The 23,316-nt window shown below is 30.6% G+C and carries 19 protein-coding genes; 5 read left to right on the top strand and 14 right to left on the bottom strand.

Features of this window, described 5'->3' with window-relative positions; genetic code table 11:
* Positions 1-8: 8 nt before the first annotated feature.
* On the bottom strand, positions 9-2,840 hold the full coding sequence (gene uvrA / locus AC27L2_RS03985; RefSeq protein WP_487210391.1) for an excinuclease ABC subunit UvrA: 2,832 nt from the start codon (positions 2,838-2,840) through the stop codon (positions 9-11).
* Between the two features lie 87 nt (positions 2,841-2,927).
* On the opposite strand from uvrA, the gene AC27L2_RS03980 reads away from it, so the two are divergent.
* On the top strand, positions 2,928-3,551 hold the full coding sequence (locus tag AC27L2_RS03980) for an IMPACT family protein (RefSeq protein ID WP_487210390.1): 624 nt from the start codon (positions 2,928-2,930) through the stop codon (positions 3,549-3,551).
* Positions 3,552-3,646: 95 nt separating this feature from the next.
* Positions 3,647-4,075 (top strand): RrF2 family transcriptional regulator, encoded by a 429-nt coding sequence (locus AC27L2_RS03975; protein WP_487210389.1) that lies wholly within the window; start codon positions 3,647-3,649, stop codon positions 4,073-4,075.
* A 51-nt stretch (positions 4,076-4,126) separates the two neighbouring features.
* On the opposite strand, the gene AC27L2_RS03970 is transcribed toward AC27L2_RS03975, so the two are convergent.
* The 5 genes from AC27L2_RS03970 to lepA are packed head-to-tail and all read right to left on the bottom strand — an operon-like array spanning position 4,127 to position 9,974.
* On the bottom strand, positions 4,127-4,546 hold the full coding sequence (locus tag AC27L2_RS03970; RefSeq protein ID WP_487210388.1) for a hypothetical protein: 420 nt from the start codon (positions 4,544-4,546) through the stop codon (positions 4,127-4,129).
* Positions 4,546-5,187: an O-methyltransferase gene (locus AC27L2_RS03965; RefSeq protein ID WP_487210387.1), complete on the bottom strand. Its 642-nt coding sequence runs from the start codon at positions 5,185-5,187 to the stop codon at positions 4,546-4,548. Before AC27L2_RS03965 ends, AC27L2_RS03970 begins: the two co-directional genes overlap by 1 nt.
* 6 nt (positions 5,188-5,193) lie before the next feature.
* Positions 5,194-7,227 (bottom strand): S8 family serine peptidase, encoded by a 2,034-nt coding sequence (locus AC27L2_RS03960; RefSeq protein ID WP_487210386.1) that lies wholly within the window; start codon positions 7,225-7,227, stop codon positions 5,194-5,196.
* An 18-nt stretch (positions 7,228-7,245) separates the two neighbouring features.
* On the bottom strand, positions 7,246-8,151 hold the full coding sequence (gene lepB / locus AC27L2_RS03955; protein WP_487210385.1) for a signal peptidase I: 906 nt from the start codon (positions 8,149-8,151) through the stop codon (positions 7,246-7,248).
* Positions 8,152-8,180: 29 nt separating this feature from the next.
* Entirely contained in the window at positions 8,181-9,974 is a 1,794-nt protein-coding gene (lepA, locus tag AC27L2_RS03950) for a translation elongation factor 4 (RefSeq protein ID WP_487210384.1), read from the bottom strand.
* A gap of 157 nt (positions 9,975-10,131) precedes the next feature.
* Between lepA and AC27L2_RS03945 the strand changes: the two genes are divergently transcribed.
* On the top strand, positions 10,132-11,940 hold the full coding sequence (locus AC27L2_RS03945; protein ID WP_487210383.1) for an outer membrane protein assembly factor BamB family protein: 1,809 nt from the start codon (positions 10,132-10,134) through the stop codon (positions 11,938-11,940).
* Between the two features lie 3 nt (positions 11,941-11,943).
* Positions 11,944-12,594, top strand: a complete 651-nt coding sequence (locus tag AC27L2_RS03940; RefSeq protein WP_487210381.1) for an HAD family hydrolase — start codon at positions 11,944-11,946, stop codon at positions 12,592-12,594.
* Positions 12,595-12,646: 52 nt separating this feature from the next.
* Here AC27L2_RS03940 and AC27L2_RS03935 read toward each other — a convergent pair whose 3' ends face one another.
* From AC27L2_RS03935 to AC27L2_RS03920, 4 genes are read right to left on the bottom strand one after another with little or no spacing between them, the layout of a single operon-like run.
* Entirely contained in the window at positions 12,647-13,990 is a 1,344-nt protein-coding gene (locus tag AC27L2_RS03935; protein WP_487210380.1) for a hypothetical protein, read from the bottom strand.
* A 20-nt stretch (positions 13,991-14,010) separates the two neighbouring features.
* Positions 14,011-15,219 (bottom strand): murein hydrolase activator EnvC family protein, encoded by a 1,209-nt coding sequence (locus AC27L2_RS03930; RefSeq protein ID WP_487210379.1) that lies wholly within the window; start codon positions 15,217-15,219, stop codon positions 14,011-14,013.
* Positions 15,213-15,995 (bottom strand): lipoprotein insertase outer membrane protein LolB1, encoded by a 783-nt coding sequence (gene lolB1, locus AC27L2_RS03925; RefSeq protein WP_487210378.1) that lies wholly within the window; start codon positions 15,993-15,995, stop codon positions 15,213-15,215. The genes AC27L2_RS03930 and lolB1 overlap by 7 nt, the downstream gene beginning before the upstream one ends.
* Positions 15,992-17,782, bottom strand: coding sequence for a tetratricopeptide repeat protein (locus tag AC27L2_RS03920; protein ID WP_487210377.1), 1,791 nt, complete (start codon positions 17,780-17,782; stop codon positions 15,992-15,994). Before AC27L2_RS03920 ends, lolB1 begins: the two co-directional genes overlap by 4 nt.
* 246 nt (positions 17,783-18,028) lie before the next feature.
* Between AC27L2_RS03920 and AC27L2_RS03915 the strand changes: the two genes are divergently transcribed.
* Positions 18,029-18,934 carry an ATP-grasp domain-containing protein gene (locus tag AC27L2_RS03915; protein ID WP_487210376.1) on the top strand — a complete coding sequence of 302 codons (906 nt, stop codon included), beginning with the start codon at positions 18,029-18,031 and terminating at the stop codon, positions 18,932-18,934.
* On the opposite strand, the gene rsgA is transcribed toward AC27L2_RS03915, so the two are convergent.
* The 4 genes from rsgA to AC27L2_RS03895 form a co-directional block, all read right to left on the bottom strand.
* A complete protein-coding gene (gene rsgA, locus AC27L2_RS03910; protein WP_487210375.1) occupies positions 18,920-19,882 on the bottom strand; it encodes a ribosome small subunit-dependent GTPase A in 963 nt (320 codons plus the stop codon). The genes AC27L2_RS03915 and rsgA overlap by 15 nt on opposite strands.
* A gap of 112 nt (positions 19,883-19,994) precedes the next feature.
* Positions 19,995-21,440, bottom strand: a complete 1,446-nt coding sequence (locus AC27L2_RS03905) for an OmpP1/FadL family transporter (RefSeq protein WP_487210374.1) — start codon at positions 21,438-21,440, stop codon at positions 19,995-19,997.
* A 36-nt stretch (positions 21,441-21,476) separates the two neighbouring features.
* Positions 21,477-22,379 carry a hypothetical protein gene (locus AC27L2_RS03900; RefSeq protein WP_487210373.1) on the bottom strand — a complete coding sequence of 301 codons (903 nt, stop codon included), beginning with the start codon at positions 22,377-22,379 and terminating at the stop codon, positions 21,477-21,479.
* A 131-nt stretch (positions 22,380-22,510) separates the two neighbouring features.
* Positions 22,511-23,284, bottom strand: a complete 774-nt coding sequence (locus AC27L2_RS03895) for a hypothetical protein (RefSeq protein WP_487210372.1) — start codon at positions 23,282-23,284, stop codon at positions 22,511-22,513.
* Between the last annotated feature and the right edge of the window lie 32 nt (positions 23,285-23,316).

Below are 23,316 nucleotides of genomic sequence, written 5' to 3'. Positions count from 1 at the left end.
TACACCTTTTATTTTCTCATTAATTCCTTTTTAAGAAACTTTCCTGTAATGCTGCGTTTATTTTCGACTATCTGTTCTGGAGTTCCTTCAGCAATAATTTCTCCGCCATGTTCACCTCCACCTGGTCCCAAATCAATTATATAATCTGCAACTTTAATTACATCCATGTTATGTTCAATTACTATAACAGTATTTCCTTTGTCAACAAGTTGATTTAAAACTTTAAGAAGAATGCATACATCTTCAAAATGTAAACCTGTAGTAGGTTCGTCGAGAACGTACAAAGTTTTTCCTGTGCTTACTTTGCTCAGTTCAGTTGCAAGTTTTACTCTTTGAGCTTCGCCGCCGGATAATGTTGTAGCCTGCTGACCTAATTTCATATAGCCGAGCCCAACATCATACAATGCTTTTATTTTACGATGAAGAACAGGATAGTCTTCAAAAAAGTGAAGAGCTTCTTCAACTGTCATTTCCAAAACATCGGAGATTGATTTTGTTTTATACAGAATTTCAAGTGTCTCACGATTATATCTTTTTCCATTGCATGCTTCACAAGTTACATAAACATCGGGAAGAAAATTCATTTCAATTTTTTTTAAGCCATCACCATTGCATTCTTCACATCTTCCACCGCTTACATTAAAACTAAATCTTCCTGCAGTATATCCTCTCATTTTTGATTCTGGTAGTTGAGCAAATAAATCTCGAATGTGAGTAAATACTCCAGTATAAGTTGCAGGATTTGAACGAGGTGTTCTTCCGATTGGAGTTTGGTCTATTTCAATTATTTTATCAATGTTTTCAAGACCTTTAATTTCCTTATAAGGAAGCGGAACAACTTTGGACTTATAAATTTTCTGATATAATATTCGAACAAGAGTTTCATTTATTAAAGAAGATTTTCCTGAACCACTTACTCCAGTTATTGTAACAAATGTGCCCAAAGGAATTCTCAGATTTACATTTTTAAGATTATTTCCAGAAGCACCAATCAGTTCAATAAATTTTCCATTTCCTTTTCTTCTTGACTCAGGTATTTCTATTTTCTTTTGATTTTTTAGATATTGAACTGTAAGTGAATTTTTTCCATTCGGCGATTTCAAAATTTCTTCTGTCTTTCCATATAGACAAACTTCTCCTCCATGTTCCCCTGCGTATGGTCCCAAGTCAATAATGTAATCTGAATTTTCAATTGTTTCTCTATCATGTTCAACAACAATTACAGTATTTCCCAAATCTCTTAGATTCTTTAAGGAATTAATCAATTTAATATTATCTGCTTGATGAAGCCCGATGCTTGGTTCGTCAAGAACATAAAGCACACCGGAAAGCTGTGAACCAATTTGAGTTGCTAATCTAATTCGTTGAGCTTCTCCTCCAGATAAAGTTCGTGCAGACCTGTTTAGTGTAAGATAATCAAGACCAACATTAATCAAAAATTCTAATCTTGTTCTAATCTCTTTTAAGATTTGTTTTGCAATTAATTCTTCTCGTTCAGTCAATTTTAGTTCTTTAAAAAACTTTAGTGTTTTTTCTATTGAAAGAGAAGTTACCTCGGCAATATTCAAACCGCCAATTTTAACTGATAGTGATTCTTTCTTTAATCTTCCTCCATTACATGTTGAACATGTCAAAGTATTCATGAAAGATTCTGCCCACTCACGAATTTTATTCGAAGAAGTATTTTCATAATAATGCTTAATGTAATTTATTACTCCGCTGAATTTATGCATGTAAGTTACTTCTCTTCCACCACCATAAACATAGGTGAAAGGAATTTTTTCTTTTGTTCCATTTAATAAAATATCAATTTGTTCTTTAGATAAATTTTTGAGTGGGGTATCGAAAGAAAATCCAAAATGATTTGCAATTCCTTCAAGTTGATTAAATATCCAGATAGAACGTGGTTTGCCAAGCGGTACAAGTCCGCCATCATTAATTGATTTATCCCAATCTGGAATTATTAAGTTTACATCTAATTCTTTCTTTTCTCCCAAACCATCACAATCAGGACAAGAACCATAAGGTGAATTAAATGAAAATGAATTAGGTGCTAATTCCTGATAGCTAATTCCACAATGCGGACATGCAAAATTCCTGCTGAACCAAAAATCTTCATTCCCATCGTTTACAATTATATTTCCATTTCCATAGTTTAATGCAACTTCCACAGACTGACGAATTCTATAACGAGAACTCTGGTTAACCTGAAGTCTGTCAACAACTATTTCAATGTCATGAACTTTATAGCGTTCTACCTTAAAATCATCAATCAATTCATGAACAGTGCCATCTACTCTAACTCTTAAAAAGCCGTCTCGAATAATTTCCTGAAATAGTTCTCTATAATGACCTTTTCTTCCTCTTACAACTGGAGCTAAAATTAAAATTTTCTTTTCATTAAAATTGTTGAGAATATTATCAATAATCTGGTCAGAGGATTGCTTTTCAACTGGTCTGCCGCAGTTATAACAAAATACTTTGCCTACTCTTGAGTATAATAATCTGAGATAATCATAAATTTCTGTAACTGTGCCAACTGTCGAACGCGGATTAGTTGCAGAGGACTTTTGTTCAATTGAAATTGTTGGGCTTAGTCCTTCAATTAAATCCACATCAGGTTTTTCAAGAATATCTAAAAACTGCCGTGCATATAAAGAAAGAGATTCAATATATCTTCTCTGTCCTTCTGCATAAATTGTATCAAATGCTAAAGAAGATTTTCCAGAACCTGACAAACCAGTAATAACAACAAAAGAATCCCGCGGAATTTCTAAATCTATATTTTTAAGATTATGTTCTCTTGCACCTTTAATTAATATTTTATTCAGTGTATTCATTTACATAAATTTGTAAAAGTTCAAGATGTTATTTTAGATAAACATAAAACTAAAATCAATGCAATTATAGAAATCATTTACAATCACATGAAGCTTCCCTATTCAATAAAAACAGTTGATGGATTTACAGAATTCAGAATTAAGGAAAAAGGCTCTTTATTTATTGGAATGAGTTTTCCTGTAAGTAATGAATCAGAAGCATTGGAAGAATTATTTAAAATCAAAAAAAAATATTACGATGCTACACACAATTGTTATGCATATAAATTAACAGATGGAACTATAAAATATTCCGATGACGGTGAACCAAATGGAACTGCTGGAATCAGAATCTTAAATGCAATTAATCATTTTGAATTAAATAACATTTTGGTAATAGTCACAAGATATTTTGGCGGAATTAAATTAGGTGTTGGCCCGCTTGGCAAGACTTATTATGATACAGCTTTTCAATGTTTGGAACATTCAAAAATTTTGACTAAAAAACTTTATAATAAAATTATTATCAGCTATCTATATGAAGCATCGAACATTGTTCATAGAAATATTTCAAAGTACAATGCTGTAATAGAAAAAAATTTGTTCAATGAAATTCCGCAGATAGAATGTCTAATCCCTGAAGAAGCAAAGGAAAAATTCATCAATGAAATTAACTCAAATATTCACAGCCAGATTAAAATTCACGAAACAGTTTTTTTCACTTATCTATAAATTCCTCATTTTTCAATAAAATTGACAAAATGTATTGATTTAATTAATTTGAATAAGGACATATATCTCTTTTAAAAAATAATTAAGGGTTAAGTATGATATACACTAAAACAGGTGAATATGCTATCAGAGCAATTCTGTATTTGGCAAGGCAGCCAAAAGAAAAATTAATTATGTCTTCTGAAATTGCCAAAAGCGAGGATATTCCTGCACACTATTTAGCTAAAATTTTACAGAGAATGGCAAAGTATGGATATGTTGATTCATTCAAAGGAAGAGGTGGAGGGTTTAGAATTACAGAGCTTGCAAAGAAAAGTTCAATTCTTGAAATAGTTGAACGAGTAGAAGGACCTGTAATTAATTTAAAGTGTGTAACAGGCTTAAAAGAATGTTCTGAAGAAAATCCATGTCCGCTTCATGATGAATGGGCAGATTTAAGAAACAGAATTTATAATTTGATATCGAGCAAATCTGTCCAAGAAGTTGCAGAAAAGTATGCAGAAACATTAAGCAAGCATAAGTAAAAATATTTAGAGGTTGTTTGAAAGGTAATTAATTACTTTTTGAACAGCCTCTTATTTATTATCATTAAAATAATATTTCAAATAAACCAAATCGCTGCATAAATCATTTAATGCATTCATGCTTTGCATTGTAAGTTGGAAGAACTTTTCGTTGTATATTGTCTTCAAAAATTGATTTGCATTTAAGAGCAGACTTTCCAGAATATTTTTTATTTCTTGAATACTTTTTAGATACTCATTTTTTAATGATTCAAAATATTCACCTTCGAATGAATTATCTCGATTTTGTATAATTCTTAAAACTCCCTGAGAAAATTTGGCATGAAAAGCAAGTTCTTCAAGTTCTTTCATTTTATCTGAACTTAATGCAAGCTCAATAATTCGCATTAAATCTTCTTTGTTCTTAAGTTTTCCTTTAGCCAAATCTTCAACTGCATTACAAATTTTTTCTGCTTCTAATTTATAGTCCATTATAATTTTACCCCCAAACCAATTCCATCACCTATTGGCAAAATTGTGCTTTGAATTGAATTATGATTTAAGAAAAGTTTGTTAAACTCTCTTATTATTTGTGTGGAATTTTTATAAGCATCTGGAACAACTTTCGATGCAGCATATCCATGCCAAAGTAAATTATCAATAAAAATTACTCCATGTTTTTTCAGCAACACTAACGAGTAATAAAACAATTTTTCGTAATCCTGTTTGTCAGCATCCAAAAATATCAAGTCATACTTTTTTGTAAGAGACGGGAGTATATCCAGTGCATTTCCTTCAATTAAATTTATTTTTGATTCCAATTTAGCTTTTTGAATGAATTTACTTGCAAGAGAAATATTGTCAAGGCTTTTTTCGATTGTATCAAGAACCGCTTTCTTTTTAAGTTTTCTTGCAATTCGAATTGAAGAATATGCTATTGCAGTACCAATTTCGAGAACTCTTTTGGGTCTAAGCATCAAAACTAATTGTTCCAAAAACTCTGCAGCTTTCCAATCAAGAATTGGGACATTATTAGCTTTTGCATAATCTTCCATTTCTTTAATTAATGGATCAGGATTACTGCGAAGTAATTCCAGATATTTCAATTGATTTTCATAAATAATTTTACTCATAATAAATTACTTCAAGTAAACCATTTTTTTAGCAAAGAAATTTCCATTTATTCTTAATATACAAAAATAAATTCCGCTTGCTACTTTTCTGCCTTCATCGTTTTCACCACGCCAGTAAAATACATTTTTGCCAATTGAAGCATTATCATCAAAAAGAGTTTTAATTTTTTGTCCTACAAAATCATATACAACTAATTCTGCATAAGCATTATCAATGGAATAAAATTCAATCCTTGTTTGATTATTAAATGGATTGGGGTAATTATTATATAAGTAATATTGAGATGGAATTGGCTCTTTAACATCTGTTGTATCTTCAACACTATAAACATTATAATGAATTAATAAAGAACCATAATTAAACTCGTATGAGCCGATTTGCGGTTCTCGTATTTTTCCATTTTTATTTTCATAAGAAAAATAAAAAGTTACTTTTGAACCTAATGCAAAAGCAGGAAGAGTGAATTTGTATTTTAATTGACCATCATAACTCATCTCTGCAGATTTATAATTTTCATTATCGAATTTGTAGTAAATTATAACTGGTTTTGACTTACTGATAGTTGAATCAACAAAAATTTTATTTAATATAAATTGATTATTTATTTTTTCGAGATTGGGAAATGAAATTGCTCTTCGAGCAGAAATTAAACCATAACCTCTATGATTGTCAGGTTGATTTGCATTATCACCGCTTTCGAGCATTATTTGGCGAATCTGATAATTTGTTAAATGAGGATAAGCAGATTTAAGAAGTGCTGCAATTCCAGCAGTAATTGGAGTAGAATAAGAAGTTCCATTTCCAAAACCATAACCGCCGCCAGCCACAGCAAAAAAAACATATGAGCCTTGAGCTACAAGTTCTGGTTTTATTCTTCCATCATAAGTTGGTCCTCGGCTGCTGAATGTTGTTACTTTATTACTTGTATCAACTGCTCCAACGGAAATAACATTAAATGCATCAGCAGGAGAAATTATTTTTCCATATTTATTATCACCATATTTTGCACCCCAATCTGAATTTCCTTCATTACCAGCAGCAGTAAAAGTTGCAACACCTTTTTGAAATGCAAGATTAATTGCTTTAGCAACAATTGTGGAATTACCATTCATATCCTGAAATGTATAAGAATAATTGCCCGGATCGAAAGTATTATATCCAACTGAACTGCTTGTAATATCCACTCCTTGAGCTTCCATCCATTCAAGTGCAGCTGCATAATTGTCTTCTTCCACATGAGTTTCGGTTGGCACATATTCAGTTTTTGCTAAAAGAAATTCAGCACCGTAAGCTGGACCGATTAAATTCCCATTGTCAAATCCGCCAATAATCGAGAACACAGCTGTGCCGTGTCTATCCTGATTTGGAGCATCTCCTTTTGAAGAATCATTTTCTGTTACATTATCATCTTGAATAAAATCTCTTTCAGCAATCACTTTTGCATTTTTCAAAGCCGGATGATTTTTCCATCTGAAGCCAGTATCAAGCAATCCAATGATAACCCCGCTTCCATTTATCCCAATATCATGCACTAATGGAATTTCTGAAAGCAAATTTTGTTTTAGAGAAAAACCATAATTCAATGAATAATTAGATTTTTTTAGAACTTGTTGAAAATTGCTTTGCTCATTTTGTTCGACTGGTTCAATATTTTTAAGAAGTTTAACCTTTTCAATATTTTTTACAAATGGTAATCTTTCAACTTCGCTTTTCTGTTCATCACTTAAATAACATGAAACAGCATTAAACCATTTCAGAACATGAATAATTTTTATTCCCATGTCTTCTAATTGCTGAATGTATTCTTTGTTAACGGGCAGGTCTTCATAAGTGATGTAGTTATCACCAAGAACTTTTTTTCTTCGTTCAATTGCTTTTGAAGATAATTCTTTTTCTGCCTGCAGAAATAGCGGGGAATTTTTTTTGAGAATTCCTTCTTCTTGCAAACCTTTGTCTTTGAAGTAAACAAAATATTTTGACTGAGCAAAAGTTGTTGAAAGGAGAATTAGAAGAAAAATTGTAATAAGTAATGATTTCATTTATTCTATTTCAAAAAATTAGTGAACTAACTTTGCAATTCTATTTAATCTTACAGAACCAAGGAGTCTGAAGAAATCAGAAAAAGGAATGCTTGGGTCCCAAGACCAGTAGATTAAAAATGCCTGACCAACAATTTTATCACGAGGCACAAAACCCCAGAATCTGCTGTCAGCACTATCATCACGATTATCACCCATCATAAAATAATAATCTTTTTTTAATGTGTATGAGTTTACTGGTTTGCCGTCAATAAAAACTTGATTGCCTTCAACTGTAACAACTCTTCTTCCAAATTCGCGGTCAATTATTGTTCTCCATTGTTCTACATTTTCAACACTTAATGGAATTACATCCCCTTTTTTAGGAACCACAATAGGTCCATAATTATCTTCATTAAAATTTGCGCCTTTTGGAAAAATTCTTGGATTAGGAACCCCCTTAGGAGTAACATAAGGATTTAAATATTGAATATGAGGAGGAATCCACGCTTCTTTTCCATTAACAAAAACTACTTTATCAATTATTTCGATTGTATCACCGGGAATTCCAATACATCTTTTAACATAATTATTAATTTCAGCTGGTTTAAGTTCATCTCGGTCACCTGGATATTCAAACACAACTATATCACCTCGTCTTGGTTCCCTAATAGCAGGCAATTGAAAATAAGGCAGTGCAATATTTGTAAATGGGATTGTACGAGGAGAAGTTGAGCCATAAATAAATTTATTGACAAAAAGGAAATCGCCTACAAGAATTGTTTTCTCCATAGAACCCGTAGGAACTCTTGAGGTTTCTATCAAAAATGTTTTTATCAATAGAGCCGCAAATGCTGCGAACAATAAATTTTTAATAAACTCCCAAAATTTTTGTGATGGTGTTTTTTGTAATGTTTTAGTTTTTTCTTTTTTCTGTAATGACATATTCTACCAATTAATTATTCTAAAAATTTTTAATCTTCAATTTGAAGTACAGCTAAAAATGCTTCTTGAGGTATTTCAACATTGCCAACTTGTTTCATTCTTTTTTTCCCTTCTTTTTGCTTTTCAAGTAATTTTCTTTTTCGAGTTACATCTCCGCCATAACATTTTGCAAGAACATTTTTTCTAAGAGGTTTAATATTTGTTCTCGAAATAACTTTGCTTCCGATTGCAGCTTGAATTGCAATTTCAAACATTTGTCGTGGAATAAGTTCTTTAAGTTTCGAACAAACTTTTAATCCCCAGTTATAAGCTTTCTTTTCATGAACAATAATTGAAAGAGCGTCAACTTTTTCTCCGTTAAGCAAAATATCAAGTTTGACTAAATCTGATTGCCTGTAACCAATCAATTCATAATCAAAAGAAGCATAACCGCGTGATATAGATTTTAATTTATCATAAAAATCAAAAATAATTTCTGAAAGAGGAAACTCAAACGACAAATCCGCACGCTTTGGGTCAATGTAAGTTGTATTCAAATAAACACCTCTTTTTTCTATTGCAAGCTGCATTAAGTTCCCGATATATTCACTTGGAGTTACAATTTGAGCTTTGACATAAGGTTCTTCGATATGGTCTATCTCCCCCTGAGGCGGCATTTCTGCAGGATTATCAACAATTACTTTTTCACCATTTCTTTTATAAACCCAGTATTCAACATTTGGCAAAGTTGTTACAATAGATTGATTAAATTCTCTTTCGAGTCTTTCCTGAACAATTTCCATGTGAAGCATACCAAGAAAACCGCATCTAAAACCAAAACCAAGTGCTGCAGAAGTTTCGGGAGTAAATGTAATTGATGAATCATTCAATCTATATTTTTCAAGAGCATCTCTTAAATTTTCGTAATCATCAGAATTTGTAGGATATAATCCGCTAAAGACCATTGGCTTGATTTCTTTATATCCTGGCAAAGGTTTTTCTGCACCATTTTTAACATGAGTAATTGTATCGCCAACTTTTGTATCTCGTAATTCTTTAACACCTGCAATAACATAACCAACATTGCCAGTTCTAAGTTCTCCAGTTCTGATTCTATTTAATCGAAGAATGCCAATTTCTTCGGCAATATATTTTTTGCCACTTGCAAAAAAAGTAATTTCATCGCGTTCTTTTATTACTCCATTAAACACTCGAATATAAGCAACTGCGCCGCGATAAGAATCAAACACAGAATCAAAAATTAAAGCCTGAAGTGGTGCATCTTCTTTGCCGCTTGGCGGTGGGATTCTCTGAACAATTGCTTCAAGTATTTTGTCTATTCCAATTCTTGTTTTTGCACTTGCTAAAATAATTTCTTCTTCTTTGCAGCCAATTAAATCAATAATTTGTTGTTTAACAGTATCAACCATAGCACTTGGCAAATCAATCTTATTGATGACTGGAATTATTTCCAGACCCGCATCAACAGCCATATAAAGATTTGAAATAGTTTGAGCTTCGACACCTTGAGCAGCATCTACTACAAGAATAGCACCTTCGCATGCAGCAAGCGAACGCGATACTTCGTATGAAAAATCAACATGACCGGGTGTGTCAATTAAATTCAAAATATATGTCTGACCATCCTGTGCAGTATATTCCATCTGAATAGCGTGAGATTTTATAGTAATCCCGCGCTCCCGTTCGAGGTCAAGACTATCAAGCAGCTGCTCTTTTGCTTCTCGTTCAGATACCGTGTGAGTAAATTCTAATAAACCATCTGCTAATGTTGATTTGCCATGATCTATGTGAGCAATTATGCAGAAATTGCGAATGTTTTGCATACTCTATTGAAAAATTTAGTGGCAAATATATAAAGAAGGTAAGGGATTTACAATTTAAACAGTCAGGCAATAAAATATTCCTTTCTTTGATCTTATTAAAATTCATTATCATTCTCTGTTTTACTAATTTTGTGAATGATTAATTAATTTTATTAACATGAAAAAACTGTTCATCATATTATTTTTAATTTACAATATAAGTTTTGCTCAGAAGATTAATTTTGCATTTCTCTCATCTCCTTCAATTAATAAAAGTGGTAATAATTCTGTTTTTGATTCAACAATTTCAAAGATTAATAAAATTGAAAATCTTGATTTCCTGATTATAGCTGGAAATTTAACTTCATCCGGTTCCGAAAGAGAATTTTTAATGCTTAAGTCCTTGCTTAATAAACTTGAAAAACCTTATTACCTTTTGCCTTCAGAAAATGATTTTCAAGATGCAAAAGGATGGATTTATTATCAGGATAATTTTGATGACAAATTTGCAATACGATACAACAATAAAATTTTTATTGGATTGAGCCCTATTATTCCTTTAACAAACTTTAATCATTACACAGTAGAAAATATCAACTGGTTAAATGAAACATTAGATACATTGAAACTAAGTGACGAAATTTATTTTTTCTCGCCCAACCAATTTGAATCTGATATTGACAACTGGAAATTTTTATTAAATAATCTATCACAAAAAAACTTAAAGTTACTTGTAAACGGAAATGCAGCAAAAACAGAGTTAAGAAATTTTAGTGGCTACTCAATTCTTGACATTCATTCATCTCAAAATACAAGCAAAAAAATTTTGGATTTTGTTTTAATAGAAATTTCAAAAGACTCTATAAAAATTTTTGACAACAGCGGCAAAATCATTTCTGTTATCGATAAAACTATTGATATCCCAAAAGAAAAAATTGAAATTGATAAGCTACAATCAATCAGTTCAGATATTTTGCTCAATATCAATTTAAATTCAACAATGTTGACATCTTGCAGTTATTGGAACAACAAAATTTATACATTTGATTATTCTGGATTAATCAGTTGTATTGATACAACTGGAAAAATTAAATGGGAATTTGATGCAAATGGAAATATCATTGGAAAACCAATTATTGCAGATATGATGATTGCAGCTGCAACTTTTCAAGGTGATTTAATTTCCTTAAGTGCAATTTCAGGCGAACAATTTCAATCTATTGGTTTTGAAGACTACATTACAACAGATTTACTTGCAATCAATTACAGTGGCGAAAAAGAATTAATGATTCCAAAACTTTCTCAATCAACTGCAGCTGTAGTTTTTGGCACATCAAGCGGAAAGATTTATTGCTATGATTTAGAAACACTTCAGGAATACTGGTCAAATGATTACTGCAAAGAAATGATAAGTCCCAATTTATTCTTTATTGATAATAAAATTTTTTATACAAGTCTGGATGGATTTCTTTATTGTATTGATGCAAAAGAAGGAATTACAATCTGGAGATGGAAAGAAAAAGCAAACACTGACCTTTCTTATTCTCAGATATTAAGTGATGGTAAACGAATCTTTGTAGTTTCTCAGAATGGTGTTCTTTATGCTGTAAATTTATTATTGGGAAAACTTGATTGGAAAATTGAGAATCAATTTTATCAAAACATTGGTTTATCTGATGATAAAAAATTTGTTTTTGCTGGAACTAAAAACAATGAGTTTATGATAATATCTGCAGACAAAGGTAAAATCGAAAGAAAAATAAAAACAGAAATAAAATTTTCAAATTCATTTTCAAAACCTGTTGAACTTGATAATAAAATTTTCTGGAGTGATAATGGATTTGTTAATCACTTCGATTCAAAATTTAATTTGGTTAAAAATTTATATTTAGGCAGCGCACCAATTCATATTGTAGAAAAAATATCTTCAAACAAATATTTGACATCAAATATTGATGGAACAATTGTAATATTTAAGTCGAGGTAAAAATTGAAAAACTTTGAAGGAATAATATTCGACATTGATGGAACACTCGCATCCACACACGATTTGATTTTCGAAAGTTTCAATCATGTAATTAATAAATATCACAATAAAAGATTAACAACTGAAGAAATTGTAGCTTTGTTTGGACCAACTGAAGATGTAATTCTCAAAGAATGGATGAAAGATGACTATGAAAAAGCAAGAAAAGATTATTTCGATTTTTATGAATCACAGCATAAAGAAATGGCAAATATTTTTCCTGGTTTGGAAGAAGTAATAATACTTATCAAAAGCAAAATAATTCCACTTGGAATATTCACAGGGAAAGGAAGAGACACTTCGATAATTACATTAAAAGCAATTAAACTTCATGACTACTTTGATTTAATTGTTACGGGTGATGATGTCAAAGAACATAAACCAGCACCTGAAGGAATAATAAAATTTTTGAATACATTTAATCTAAAACCAGAAAAAGTTTTAATGGTTGGCGATACAAACACAGATGTAATTGCATCAAGAAATGCGGGAATAAAATGCGCCCTTGTTTTATGGGATGATTTTTCAAGAAACAATTATTCAAATGCTAAGGCTGATTATATTTTTTACTCTGTAGAAGAATTTAAAAAATTTATTGAAGAAAATATTCAATAATATACTTTAGTCGACATCTTAAATTTTATTTGAGACATCTAAATTTTTGATTCTAAATTCCTACTGGATAAATGAATGATAATCTTGGTTCAATCTTCTTTTGCGGTTTATAACCAATAACATTATCAGTTTTATCTCTCAAAGGTGTATAAGTCCAAGAATAAACTACTGAAAGCAAAAAGTATTTTTGAATTTTATAACCAAATTCTGCAAAGAGATAAGAGCGGTCATCCATCTTAAAAATATCTCCAAAATTTTTTATCTGAATTTTATCATACCCTGCACGAAAGAGATAAGGAAAACTTTCTGGATTAATAACTGTCCACAAGTGAAGCATTCCGCTCTCAGGAACTCTATCTAATTTTTGAAAACTTCCAAGAATATTATATGCACCAAAAAAATTCAGCAGCAGTTCTCCGAAGTAACCATTTCCCTCATCTGCAGCTTTTAGTTTTTGAACTTTACTAATTACCATTCCAGTTGATTTATCAATTCTGAATCTTTCAATTTCATACAGAGAATTAAAGTAAGAAGGCAAATATTTTTTTCCATTGAATCTTCTTTCTAATCTGGCTTTTAATGAAATTAAGTTTAATCCCTTAAAATCAAAAATCAGTCCTAAAGCCGAGCCGCTTCCAAATTTTATAATTTTAGAATGGTCAAAGTATATATCGAAATCGAGCAGACTTGTTCTTAACAATGGAAGTCCAATATCCACACCAACAATTGTTATTTTACCTTCATCAATTAATGGCAGAAATGTGTTATTGATTGGATTATAATCACCGGATATTATTCCACACTTTTCATCTGAATCTGTAGTTAAAGTTGCACCAAGTTCAAGATTTCCAAGTATTGGAACCGAAGATAATTGTGTAAATCTAATTGGTCTGATATAACCTCTAAAACCCATCACTCCTGATTGTCCAAAATTTCCATAGACAGATTCAAATCCAAAATTATTGAAATCGATGTCGAATTCTGTTCCGATTTTTCTTGTATCATAAGCAGGGCTGTTGTTGTAAAGATACATTATGCTTCCATGTCCAAGTGTAGCATAATCAAGAGCGCCAATTCTAAAATAAAGCGGGTCATGTTTTCTTCCGTATCGAACATAACGAATTATACTTAGATAATCTGTGAATTCATTAAAATTTTCTTTACGAATTTTTCCTTCAGGAGTAAATTCTAAATTTAAATCCAGACCAATGCCTACTTTTGAAAATTGAATTTCCGGAAAAATTCGAAATGCATAATGCGGTCTTCCATCAATCCATGTCAAACCAAAACCTCCTCCAAGCATTGCCTCGTTTTGATTTAACTGTTGAAATTGACCAAGTATAAGACTTGATAGAAAAAAGAAAATTATCGTGAATAATTTTTTTAAGTCATTCATAAATTCTATGATTTTTGTTCTTACCTTCTTGCAAGCCAGAGTTCTGGATTTTGATAATTTCTTTCATTCCAGATTTCGAAATGTAAAATATTTCCTTCAAGACTTTCACTTACTCTGCCAATTACCGTTCCTGCTTTTATTTTATCTCCTTCTTTAACTTTTATATCGCCAACATGACCATATACAGTTCGATATTGATTATTGTGAGTTAAAATAATTACGCTTCCAAATCCTGGAATCCATTCAATCGTAGAAACAATTCCTTCTGCAACAGCAATAATTTCCTGTTGGGATTTTGTTGCAATATCAACACCATAATTCAAGGTAATTGTATTTAATTTTTCATTTTTATTTTCTCCAAACTTTCGTGCAATTTTTCCTTCTTTAACGGGCCAGAGCAATTTGCCTTTCAATTTGTCAAAGTTTTCAAGCTTTGTGTAATCAAGAACTGATTCTGAAATTTTATTCTTTGTTTTCTCTTCAAGCATTTTTGCTTTTTTAATTCTTTCTTTTTCAACCAAACTGAAAATTAAATTCTTAATTTCTATTTCAGCTTTTCTTTTTGCATCAATCTCTTCCGCAATTATTTTTTTATCCCTTCTTAATGATGCAATTAATTGTTTTCTTTCTGCTTGTAAAGATGCAAGTTTTTTTTGCTCTTCAAGTTTCCGGGATACAAGAATTTCTTTCTGTTCTTTTTCCTGCTGTAGCTGATTTTTATACTTTGCTAAATTTATTTTGCTTTGAGAAAGAAGTTTTAAATCTTTTTCATTTTGCTCAGAGATGAATTTCAAATACTTATATCTCTTAAGCATCTTGCTGAAAGAATCTGAACTTAACAGAAATTTTAACATTGAGGTGTTTCTATTCTTGTAAATCCAGACAATATAATTTGAATATTTTTGTTTGAGGAGTGAAATTTTATTTTCTATTTCAGCAATTTTTCCCTCAGTCTTTTTAATTTCTGCAGACTTCTGATTTTCTTCAGCTATAAGATTATTAATTAGTTTTTGTATTAAAAGACTTTGCTTACTGCTTCTTTCTAAAAATTCGAGACTCTCTTTTTCTTTTTGTGATTTGCTGCTCAGTTCTTTTTCTAATAATTCTATTTCCTTTTTAATCTGTTCAAGTTCTTTGTTTTTAATTGCTATGCTGTCTTTCTTTTGAGAAAATGAAAGATACGACAGCAAAAGAATGAAAAGAATTATTTTTATAAATTGATTTACCATTCTAAGATTTTTGCATCTTCAGGAATTTCTATATTTATGTTAGAAATTTCCTTGTTAACATTAATGTTTCTGTATTCAATTTTTAGATGCTGGTTATTTCTGAAATCATTTATTTTTATTTCATATGGAACAGGGACATTATCGAACATTTTGAAATTTGAGTACTTCCCTTCAATTAATTTTTCTCCTTTAAGATTTTGAATAATACTTTCTGAAATTGAAAGGTCATCTGCATTAACAAGATAAATTTTCTCCAGCGAGTTAACTGAATCAATATAAGTTAATTTGTAAAACTTATTTTCGTATTCAAATTTATCTGGTTCTTTTCTCAATTTATCAGAAAGATTTACAGAACCTGTAAGTGCATCAATTACTTCATTCAGTGATAATTTTACTTTCAAAATTTTCTGCAGAACATCATCTCTTAAATTTCCTTTATAAATTTTATTGTTAATCACATCGTAAAACAAAAATCCATTTGAAGAAACTACTGCTTGAGCAAGTTCAATTCCAAAAGGACCAAAGAAATCAACTCTTAAAGAATCTGGCTTTTTTAAATTAACTTCAAAATTACTTTTTGCATTAAACTCTTTGTTTTGAACACTTATGACCCCACTTCCTTCAAAACTTTTTATTTTTCTTCGATTGGCTTCCAATTTTATGATTAGTCTGTCAGGAGAAATTAGTCTTTCTTTCTCAATTGTTTTAGTTGGTGCACAAGCAGATAAGATTGACAAAATTATTGAAAGAAGTAAATAAAAATATTTTCTTTTCACAGCTCACCCTTTTCTAATTTTTGTTTGATTTTTTCATTCGATGGTTCAAGTTCAAGTGCTTTCTGCCAGAATTCTTTTGCTTTCTCCTTATTACCAAGTTTAAAATAAACATCACCAAGATGGTCAGTTACAGTAGCACTTTTTGAATCTTGCTTGATGGATTCTTCAATATATTTTTTTGCTGTTTTATAATCTCCAAGTTGATAATAAATCCATCCAATCGTATCAAGGTAAGAAGCATTCTTTGGCTCTTTTTCAACTGCTTTCTTCGACATTCTTAATGCTTCTTCAAGCTTAATTCCTCTTTCAGCAAGCGAATAAGCATAATTATTCAGTATCAATGCATTGGTCGAATCGATTTTCAATGCTTCGCTGTAAAGAGAATCTGACATTGCAAAATTTTTTTGAGAATCATAAATCAATGCTGCCATACCGATGATATCAATATTTTTTGGGTCAATAGCTAAAGCTCTATTAAGAATTTTGAGTGCTCCTTCTTCATCTTTTAATTGATTCAAAGTATAACCATAAGCAGTTAAAGAAGTAATATCATCAGGATTAATATTGACAGCACGTTCAAGATAAATTTTTGCTTTTTGATGTTCATTATTCTGTGAAAGCGATAATCCATAAATTAAATTAATTGCAAAGTCATTCGGAAATTTTTCAACTGCATTTGCGAGAAGTGAAATTACATCCGAATATTTTCGTCTGTCGAATAAAAGTCCTCCTAATCTAATCCACAATTGCGAATTCCATTCTGCAAGTGAAACAGCTTTTTTGAAATATTCTATTGCTGAAGAATCATTTTTAAGTTTAATCTCAATTTCGCCAAGTGATGCATTTATCTGCCAATCTGTAGAATCTTTATTTAATTTTTCAAAAAACTTTTTCGCTGTAAAAAGATTAGTTGAATCTTTTTCTGAAGCCATCATGAACAGCGATGCAATTTTAAGTTTCTGGTTAAAATCGATTTCTCTGCTGTCAAAAATTTTTTCATAAACCTGAGCTGCATCATTCCATTTATCCTGCTGAATAAAAATATTTCCCTTCAGTTCAAGAAGACCAATATCATCAGGATAGCTGATTAAAGCTTCTTCACATATTTTTAATGCTTTATCATAATTTTTTGTTTTAATGTATGAATCAATCAACAATTTTTGAAGTTGTAAATCAGAAGGATTAAGCTTTATTAACTCTTCAAGGAAAGTTATTGAATCTTCATTATTCCCAAGTCTCTCGTTTAAATCAATCATATTTACAAGCACATTCCAATCTGGACCAATCATATCAATAAGTTTTTTATAGATAGCGAGAGCTTGTTTAGGTCTATTTTTCTCGTAAAGTTGTGCTAACTGAAAATAAGCCGCTGCATCAGTTGAATCCATAGAAATAATTTTTTCATAGACTGCAATTGAAGAATCTTCGAGATGAGAAGCATTATAAACAGAAGCAAGAAGGAAAAGAAATTCTTTGTTATCAGGTTCAAGCTGTGCTGCTTTTTTGGCATGCAGAAGTGCAGAAGCTAATTTATTTATTCTGTAATAATTTTTTGCAAGGGCATAGTGAATACCGGGTTTTTCAGCATAACTTAATGCAATATTATATTCATTTATTGCTTCCTGAATATTCCCTTTAATTTCCTGAATTGAACCGTTAACAAATTTTTCTATTGCTAATTTTTCATTATCTATTTTGACAGATGATGAAGGTAAAGATTTTTTACTTATGTCAGAAGAACAACTTACAATAATTATCAAGCTTAATAGGGATAATAAATATTTCATAATCACCATTTAATTTTATTCAAAATATAGTTTATCAAGGATTGATTAACAAGTTTGTAAGAGAGAAATCATATTCCAAATTAAATTAAAATGCATAGTTCAATAGAACAGTTTTCCAGTCTAAACATGCATAAAAGTAATTTTAACTATGCATTCTCATAATTCTTTAATTCGATTCTTAATTAGTGGCAAATGTAAAATTCGATAAAAGCTTTTATATTAATTTTGTAAAAAAATTTTTTCGATATGAATACATTTGACCTTGCAATTTCTTACACATGGGAATATGATGTTGAATTTGTTGAATTGACAGAATTCATATTTCAAAAAGATGGTTTTTCAACTTTTGTAATCAGCAATTATAATGTTTTTGAAGTTATAGATTCACTAAAATCGAAGCAGCTCCATTTTCGAGCTTATTTAGACAGAGCTTCCGATGTTGATTCAGATTTTGAACCAATTGCAGCAATTTTATCAAAAAGAAAATCCTACTTAATCAATCCTCATAAAAAAGTTCATAAATTCACAAATAAATCTTACATGCACAAATTGCTTTCAAAGAAAAATTTTGATTTGCCAAAAACAATATTACTGCCGCCTTACTATTTCAATCACAATCTAAACATAAACGAAGAAGAATTAAAGCAATTGGGAATACCATTTATAATCAAACCAGCAATTGAAACTGGGGGCGGCGAAGGTGTTGAGGTAGATGCAACTACGCTTGCTCAAATTCAAAAAGAAAGAATTAAAAATCAAACTGAAGAATTTTTAATTCAGGAAAAAATATATCCCAAAACTTTAAGTGGAAGAAGAGCATGGTTTAGAGTGTTCTGGGCTTTTAATAAAGTGATTCCAACATGGTGGGACGACCACACTCATGTCTACGAATCAATTACTTACGACCAGATTAAAAAATATCATCTTCAGCCTTTGCATCGAATTACTAAAAGATTATCAAGAATAACAAGAATAGATTATTTTTCAACAGAAATTGCATTAACAAGAAAAAATAAATTTGTGTTGATTGATTACATCAATGACCAGTGTGATATGAGATTAAAATCAAAACATCACGATGGTGTGCCTGACGAAGTAATTATTCAATTCATAGAGCAAATGAAAAAGAAAATTAAATCACTCAAAAAATAAATCTTCTTCTACTGTTTCTAAAATGTTCAAATAACTATTATATCTTTCTTCATTTATCTTGCCTTCCTGGCATGCCTTAACTACTGCACATCCTGGTTCATGATGATGTGTACAAGTGTTAAACTTGCAATCATAGATGTAATCTTTGAAATCTTTGAAGTAATGACTCAAATCTTCTTTTTTGATTCCATAGGGGTCAATTTCTCTTATCCCCGGTGTATCAATTACAAATGTGTTTTCATCAACTTTTTTCATTAGAACGGTTACTGTGGTGTGTCTTCCTTTCAATGTATAATCACTGATTTCACTTACTTTGAGATTAAGTCCAGGATAAAGTTGATTTAACAGACTTGATTTTCCAACTCCAGAATGTCCCCAGAACAAATTAATTTTGCCTGTCAAAAAATATTTCAACTCGTCAAGACCAATCTTATTTATTGTGCTTGTCTCAAAAACATTGTAGCCAATTTGTTGATAAAGATTTACCCATTTTTTTCTTTCATCATTTATATCAAGGTCAATTTTGTTGATTACAATTACTGGCTGAACAGAAGAACTTTCTGCAACGACAATCATTCTATCAATTAATCGATTATTAAATTTTGGATTGAGCCAGCTTGAAACAATTATAAGATTATCAACATTAGTAGCAATAATTTGTTCTAATCTTTCTCCTCTTATACTTGCCCCCTTAATTCTTGGAGCTTTTCTTGAAATTTTATTTCTTCTTGGGTAGATATCTGTTATTACACCTGTTCCATCATTATTCAAATTAAATTCTACAATATCACCAACTGCAGCAATGTCGAGTGTTAGCAATTTGTCTTTCTTAATAGAAAATTCTTTTTGAAATTTCCCTCGTAAAAAACATCTTACTTCTTTATTATTCTCATCAAATACATAATAATTTCTGCTTTCTATCTTAAAAATTATTCCTTTAATAAACACCTCCTTTAATAATTTTATTTTGCAAATCTATCTTTTGAAATCTTTAAAAACAAAAAGCATCTTATTTCTAAGATGCTTTTTGTGGTGAGCATTAACCAAGTAGGAGTGTGTATTAAAAACTATATCTTATTCCTGCAATGAAATTATTTTTTGTTATATCCTGATAAGTTCTTGAAATATTATTTCCATAATTATCGCCAAAATCTTTCCACCAGCCGTAAGCATAAGTAATATTAAAAGATAAATTACGATTTGGATTTAAGCCTAATCCTACCGTAATAAATTTTTTGTCATACTCTGCCGGGTCATCTTTATAAGGAGAAGGGAGAATCATAAATCCGCCTCTTAGTGCAAGATTTATATATGGAATTTCATACTCCACTCCAGCATGTAAATTTATTACCTGTCTGAATAATTCTTTGATATCACGATTGTTACTTTCTATGTCCCTAATATCTAATCCGCTTGTAAATTCCATTTGAGTATAATCGATAAACTTTGCATCAAAGCTTATTAATAAATTTTTCTCATTAATTGCGGCACCTAAAGAAAATTCATAAGGTGTATTAATTTTATATTCACTTCGATTTTCTATTGGAGGATTTAATGAAAATCTTGTTTGAGCGAACTGACTATAAGCATCAACAAAATAAGTTTCTCTTATTGTGAATTTTCTTGGTGTTTTGATTGAAAATCCAATATTGAATTTATCATTAATTCTTGTTAGTAAACCTAAATTTAAATTCCACCCAGAAACATCCCAGCGAATAATATCATTCATGTAGAAAGTTTGAAAATCACGAGTTTTTGGTTCACTTGGGTCTAAAAGGAAATTAATATTATAGTAATCATTCACATCATCTTCCCAGTATTGGCGGTCGCGTTTAAAATCACCATTAATAATATTCAAAGTTGCACCAAGAAAAACATCTTTCTGAATTTCAACTGCACCAGAAAACGACCAGCTGTGCAATCCTCCATCTTGAGTAATCTTACCACTCTGGTTTAATCTCCCGTTTATTAAAGTTGTATCATAAACATATTTGTTTGATTTATTATAAACTGGGTAACTAAGTGCAAGTTCATATGCAATATCATCGTTATTACTTGTTAGATCCTGAATTAATGAATTGTTGTTAGGATTATATCCATCAAATTTCATTGTATAGTTAAAATCTTTTAATTGATTATAACCAAGTGCAAATACTAAACTGCCTCTTTTTGTTGGCATAGGGAAAACAAATCCAAACTCGCTCAATTTTGTTATGCTGTTTGAATAGTCCACATTTTTATTGAAGAAAGTAGTTGAATTATTAAAAGAGTTATAGGAAAGTGCTCCTGAAAATTCTGACTTTTTAATCAAGCCAAATCCAGCAGGATTAAATAATGATGCAGAAAAATCATTACTCAGAGCTGTATAAGCATTTCCAAGAGAAAGTGCTTTTGCACTTGTTAAAATTTCTGGTTCAGTTAATCGTAAAGCATCTTTAAAATTTTGTGCTTGAGTAGTTACATTCAATATTAACAAACCTGAAATGATTAAGATTATTTTTTTCATATCAATCTCCCAGCAATAAGTTTAATAGAGAAATTTTTATCTTCTTCTTCCACTATCACCGCCTGAACGACCTCCATCACTTCCTCTTGTTGATCCACTGCTTGAACTTGACCTTGGTGGAGGATTATATGATGGAGCCGGAGCTCTCGATTCACTTGGTGGTGGCGTATAACTTGGCTGCGATGACCTTCCTGAACTGTTATTATCAGCACTTCTATCACGTGATGAATTTTCTCTGCTTCTTTCACCTGTCTGTTCTCTTGTTCCTCTGTCTCTTGTGGCTTCTATAGGATACTTAATTCTTGTCTCGCTTCTTTCTCGTTTTCGTTCAATATTAGTATTGGCACTTTCTTTTGAGAGTGTGCCTGAAGTATTATCTCTGGTTCGAGATACACCTGTTCTGCTTAAATCCACATCTGCTGGTTTTGTTGTGCCAGTTCTGTTATCAATAATACTTGACCTTCCACTTCTATAACTATCACCTCTATCCCGAATATCAACATTCCTTCCGCCATCAGTATTTCTCAATCTTGTGTAAGTATTTCTGTATTTATAAACTCCAGAATTAGAATATCCATAATGCCAGTAATTTGGATAATACCAGTAATCATAATATGCCCAATAATTATAACTGTATGGATAATACCACCATGGAACATATGGATAATAAATATCCCACCAGAATGGGTCATAGTAGGTTCCAATAGTTATACTCCAACTGGGATAATAACCCCAGTAATATCTTCTGTAATTTGGATAGAAGCCATCATAATAATAATTGTAAATATTTACTTCTCCGCGATTATATGTTGTATCTTCTTGTTCTTGATAAGTATATTCATCTTCATAATTATAATCATTGCGAAGAGCCAATTGAGTATAGCATCCTCCTAAAGTTAATAATGGAATCAATAATAATATTTTAGCTAAAGTTTTCATTTTTCACACCCCTTTTTCTGTTTCTTTGACAAAAATTATGCCTTAAATAGTTTAAAAGAAATGCTAAAAAGGAAGGACTAATAAATTAATTGTATATTTCTATGAACTTATATGTTCGATTTAGAGAACAGTTAAAAAATTGATTTTACATATTCTACAAAAATTCCTCTATCGGCACGACTGCTGTTGAATTTTTTATTATCAAGTAAATCTCTAAGATTAATTCCAATAGTAAAACCATCAGCAACTGTCCATCTTAAACCCATATTTAAATAACCATTTCCATTTCCAAGAGATAGCCCAGTATTGTCATTTACTGCGAAGTCATATTCACCAATTAATGAAATTTTATTTCCAATTGTTTTTTCAAAACCAATTGCTAAGTTTAGGTCTTTATCATTATCATCTCTTTCGAGTGAGTAATTAACAGAACCATGCAAACTTAAGTATCCAAAGAATTCAAAATTTTTTGATGCGGCTGCAAAAAATCCTGTGGATTTAATTTGATAGCGATTTAAATCTCTATCAAAAGTTCCTTTGCCTTGAGAATCAAAACCAAGTGTGATTGCAGGGGAGGATACTGTTTCATTAATTATTCTTATTCTCACATTCACACCAGGTAATTTGTACCAATCTATTTTACCCTGACCAATTATGTTGCTTCCGCCGTAAGAAATACCAAAACTAAAATTATCAAAAACACCAACTTCAATTTTTGAAATAACTACTCCAAGAGGCATTACATCTAATGATACTCCAACTACACCTTTATCAAGAACTCCTGCTGTTGGAATATCAATTAAATTTCTGTATTCATATTTTGCATCGGTACCCGAAGTGCCTTGAGATAATATTTTTGTTGATAATGCCAATAAAAAAAAGTACAGGTAGAAATTTTTCTTCATAACATTATTTTTCAATTATTATTGATAAATAA

The sequence above is a fragment of the Rosettibacter sp. KY25 genome, assembly GCF_057554405.1.
Note: the sequence above shows the minus strand (reverse complement) of the source record. Positions and strands in the feature narration are given on the sequence as shown.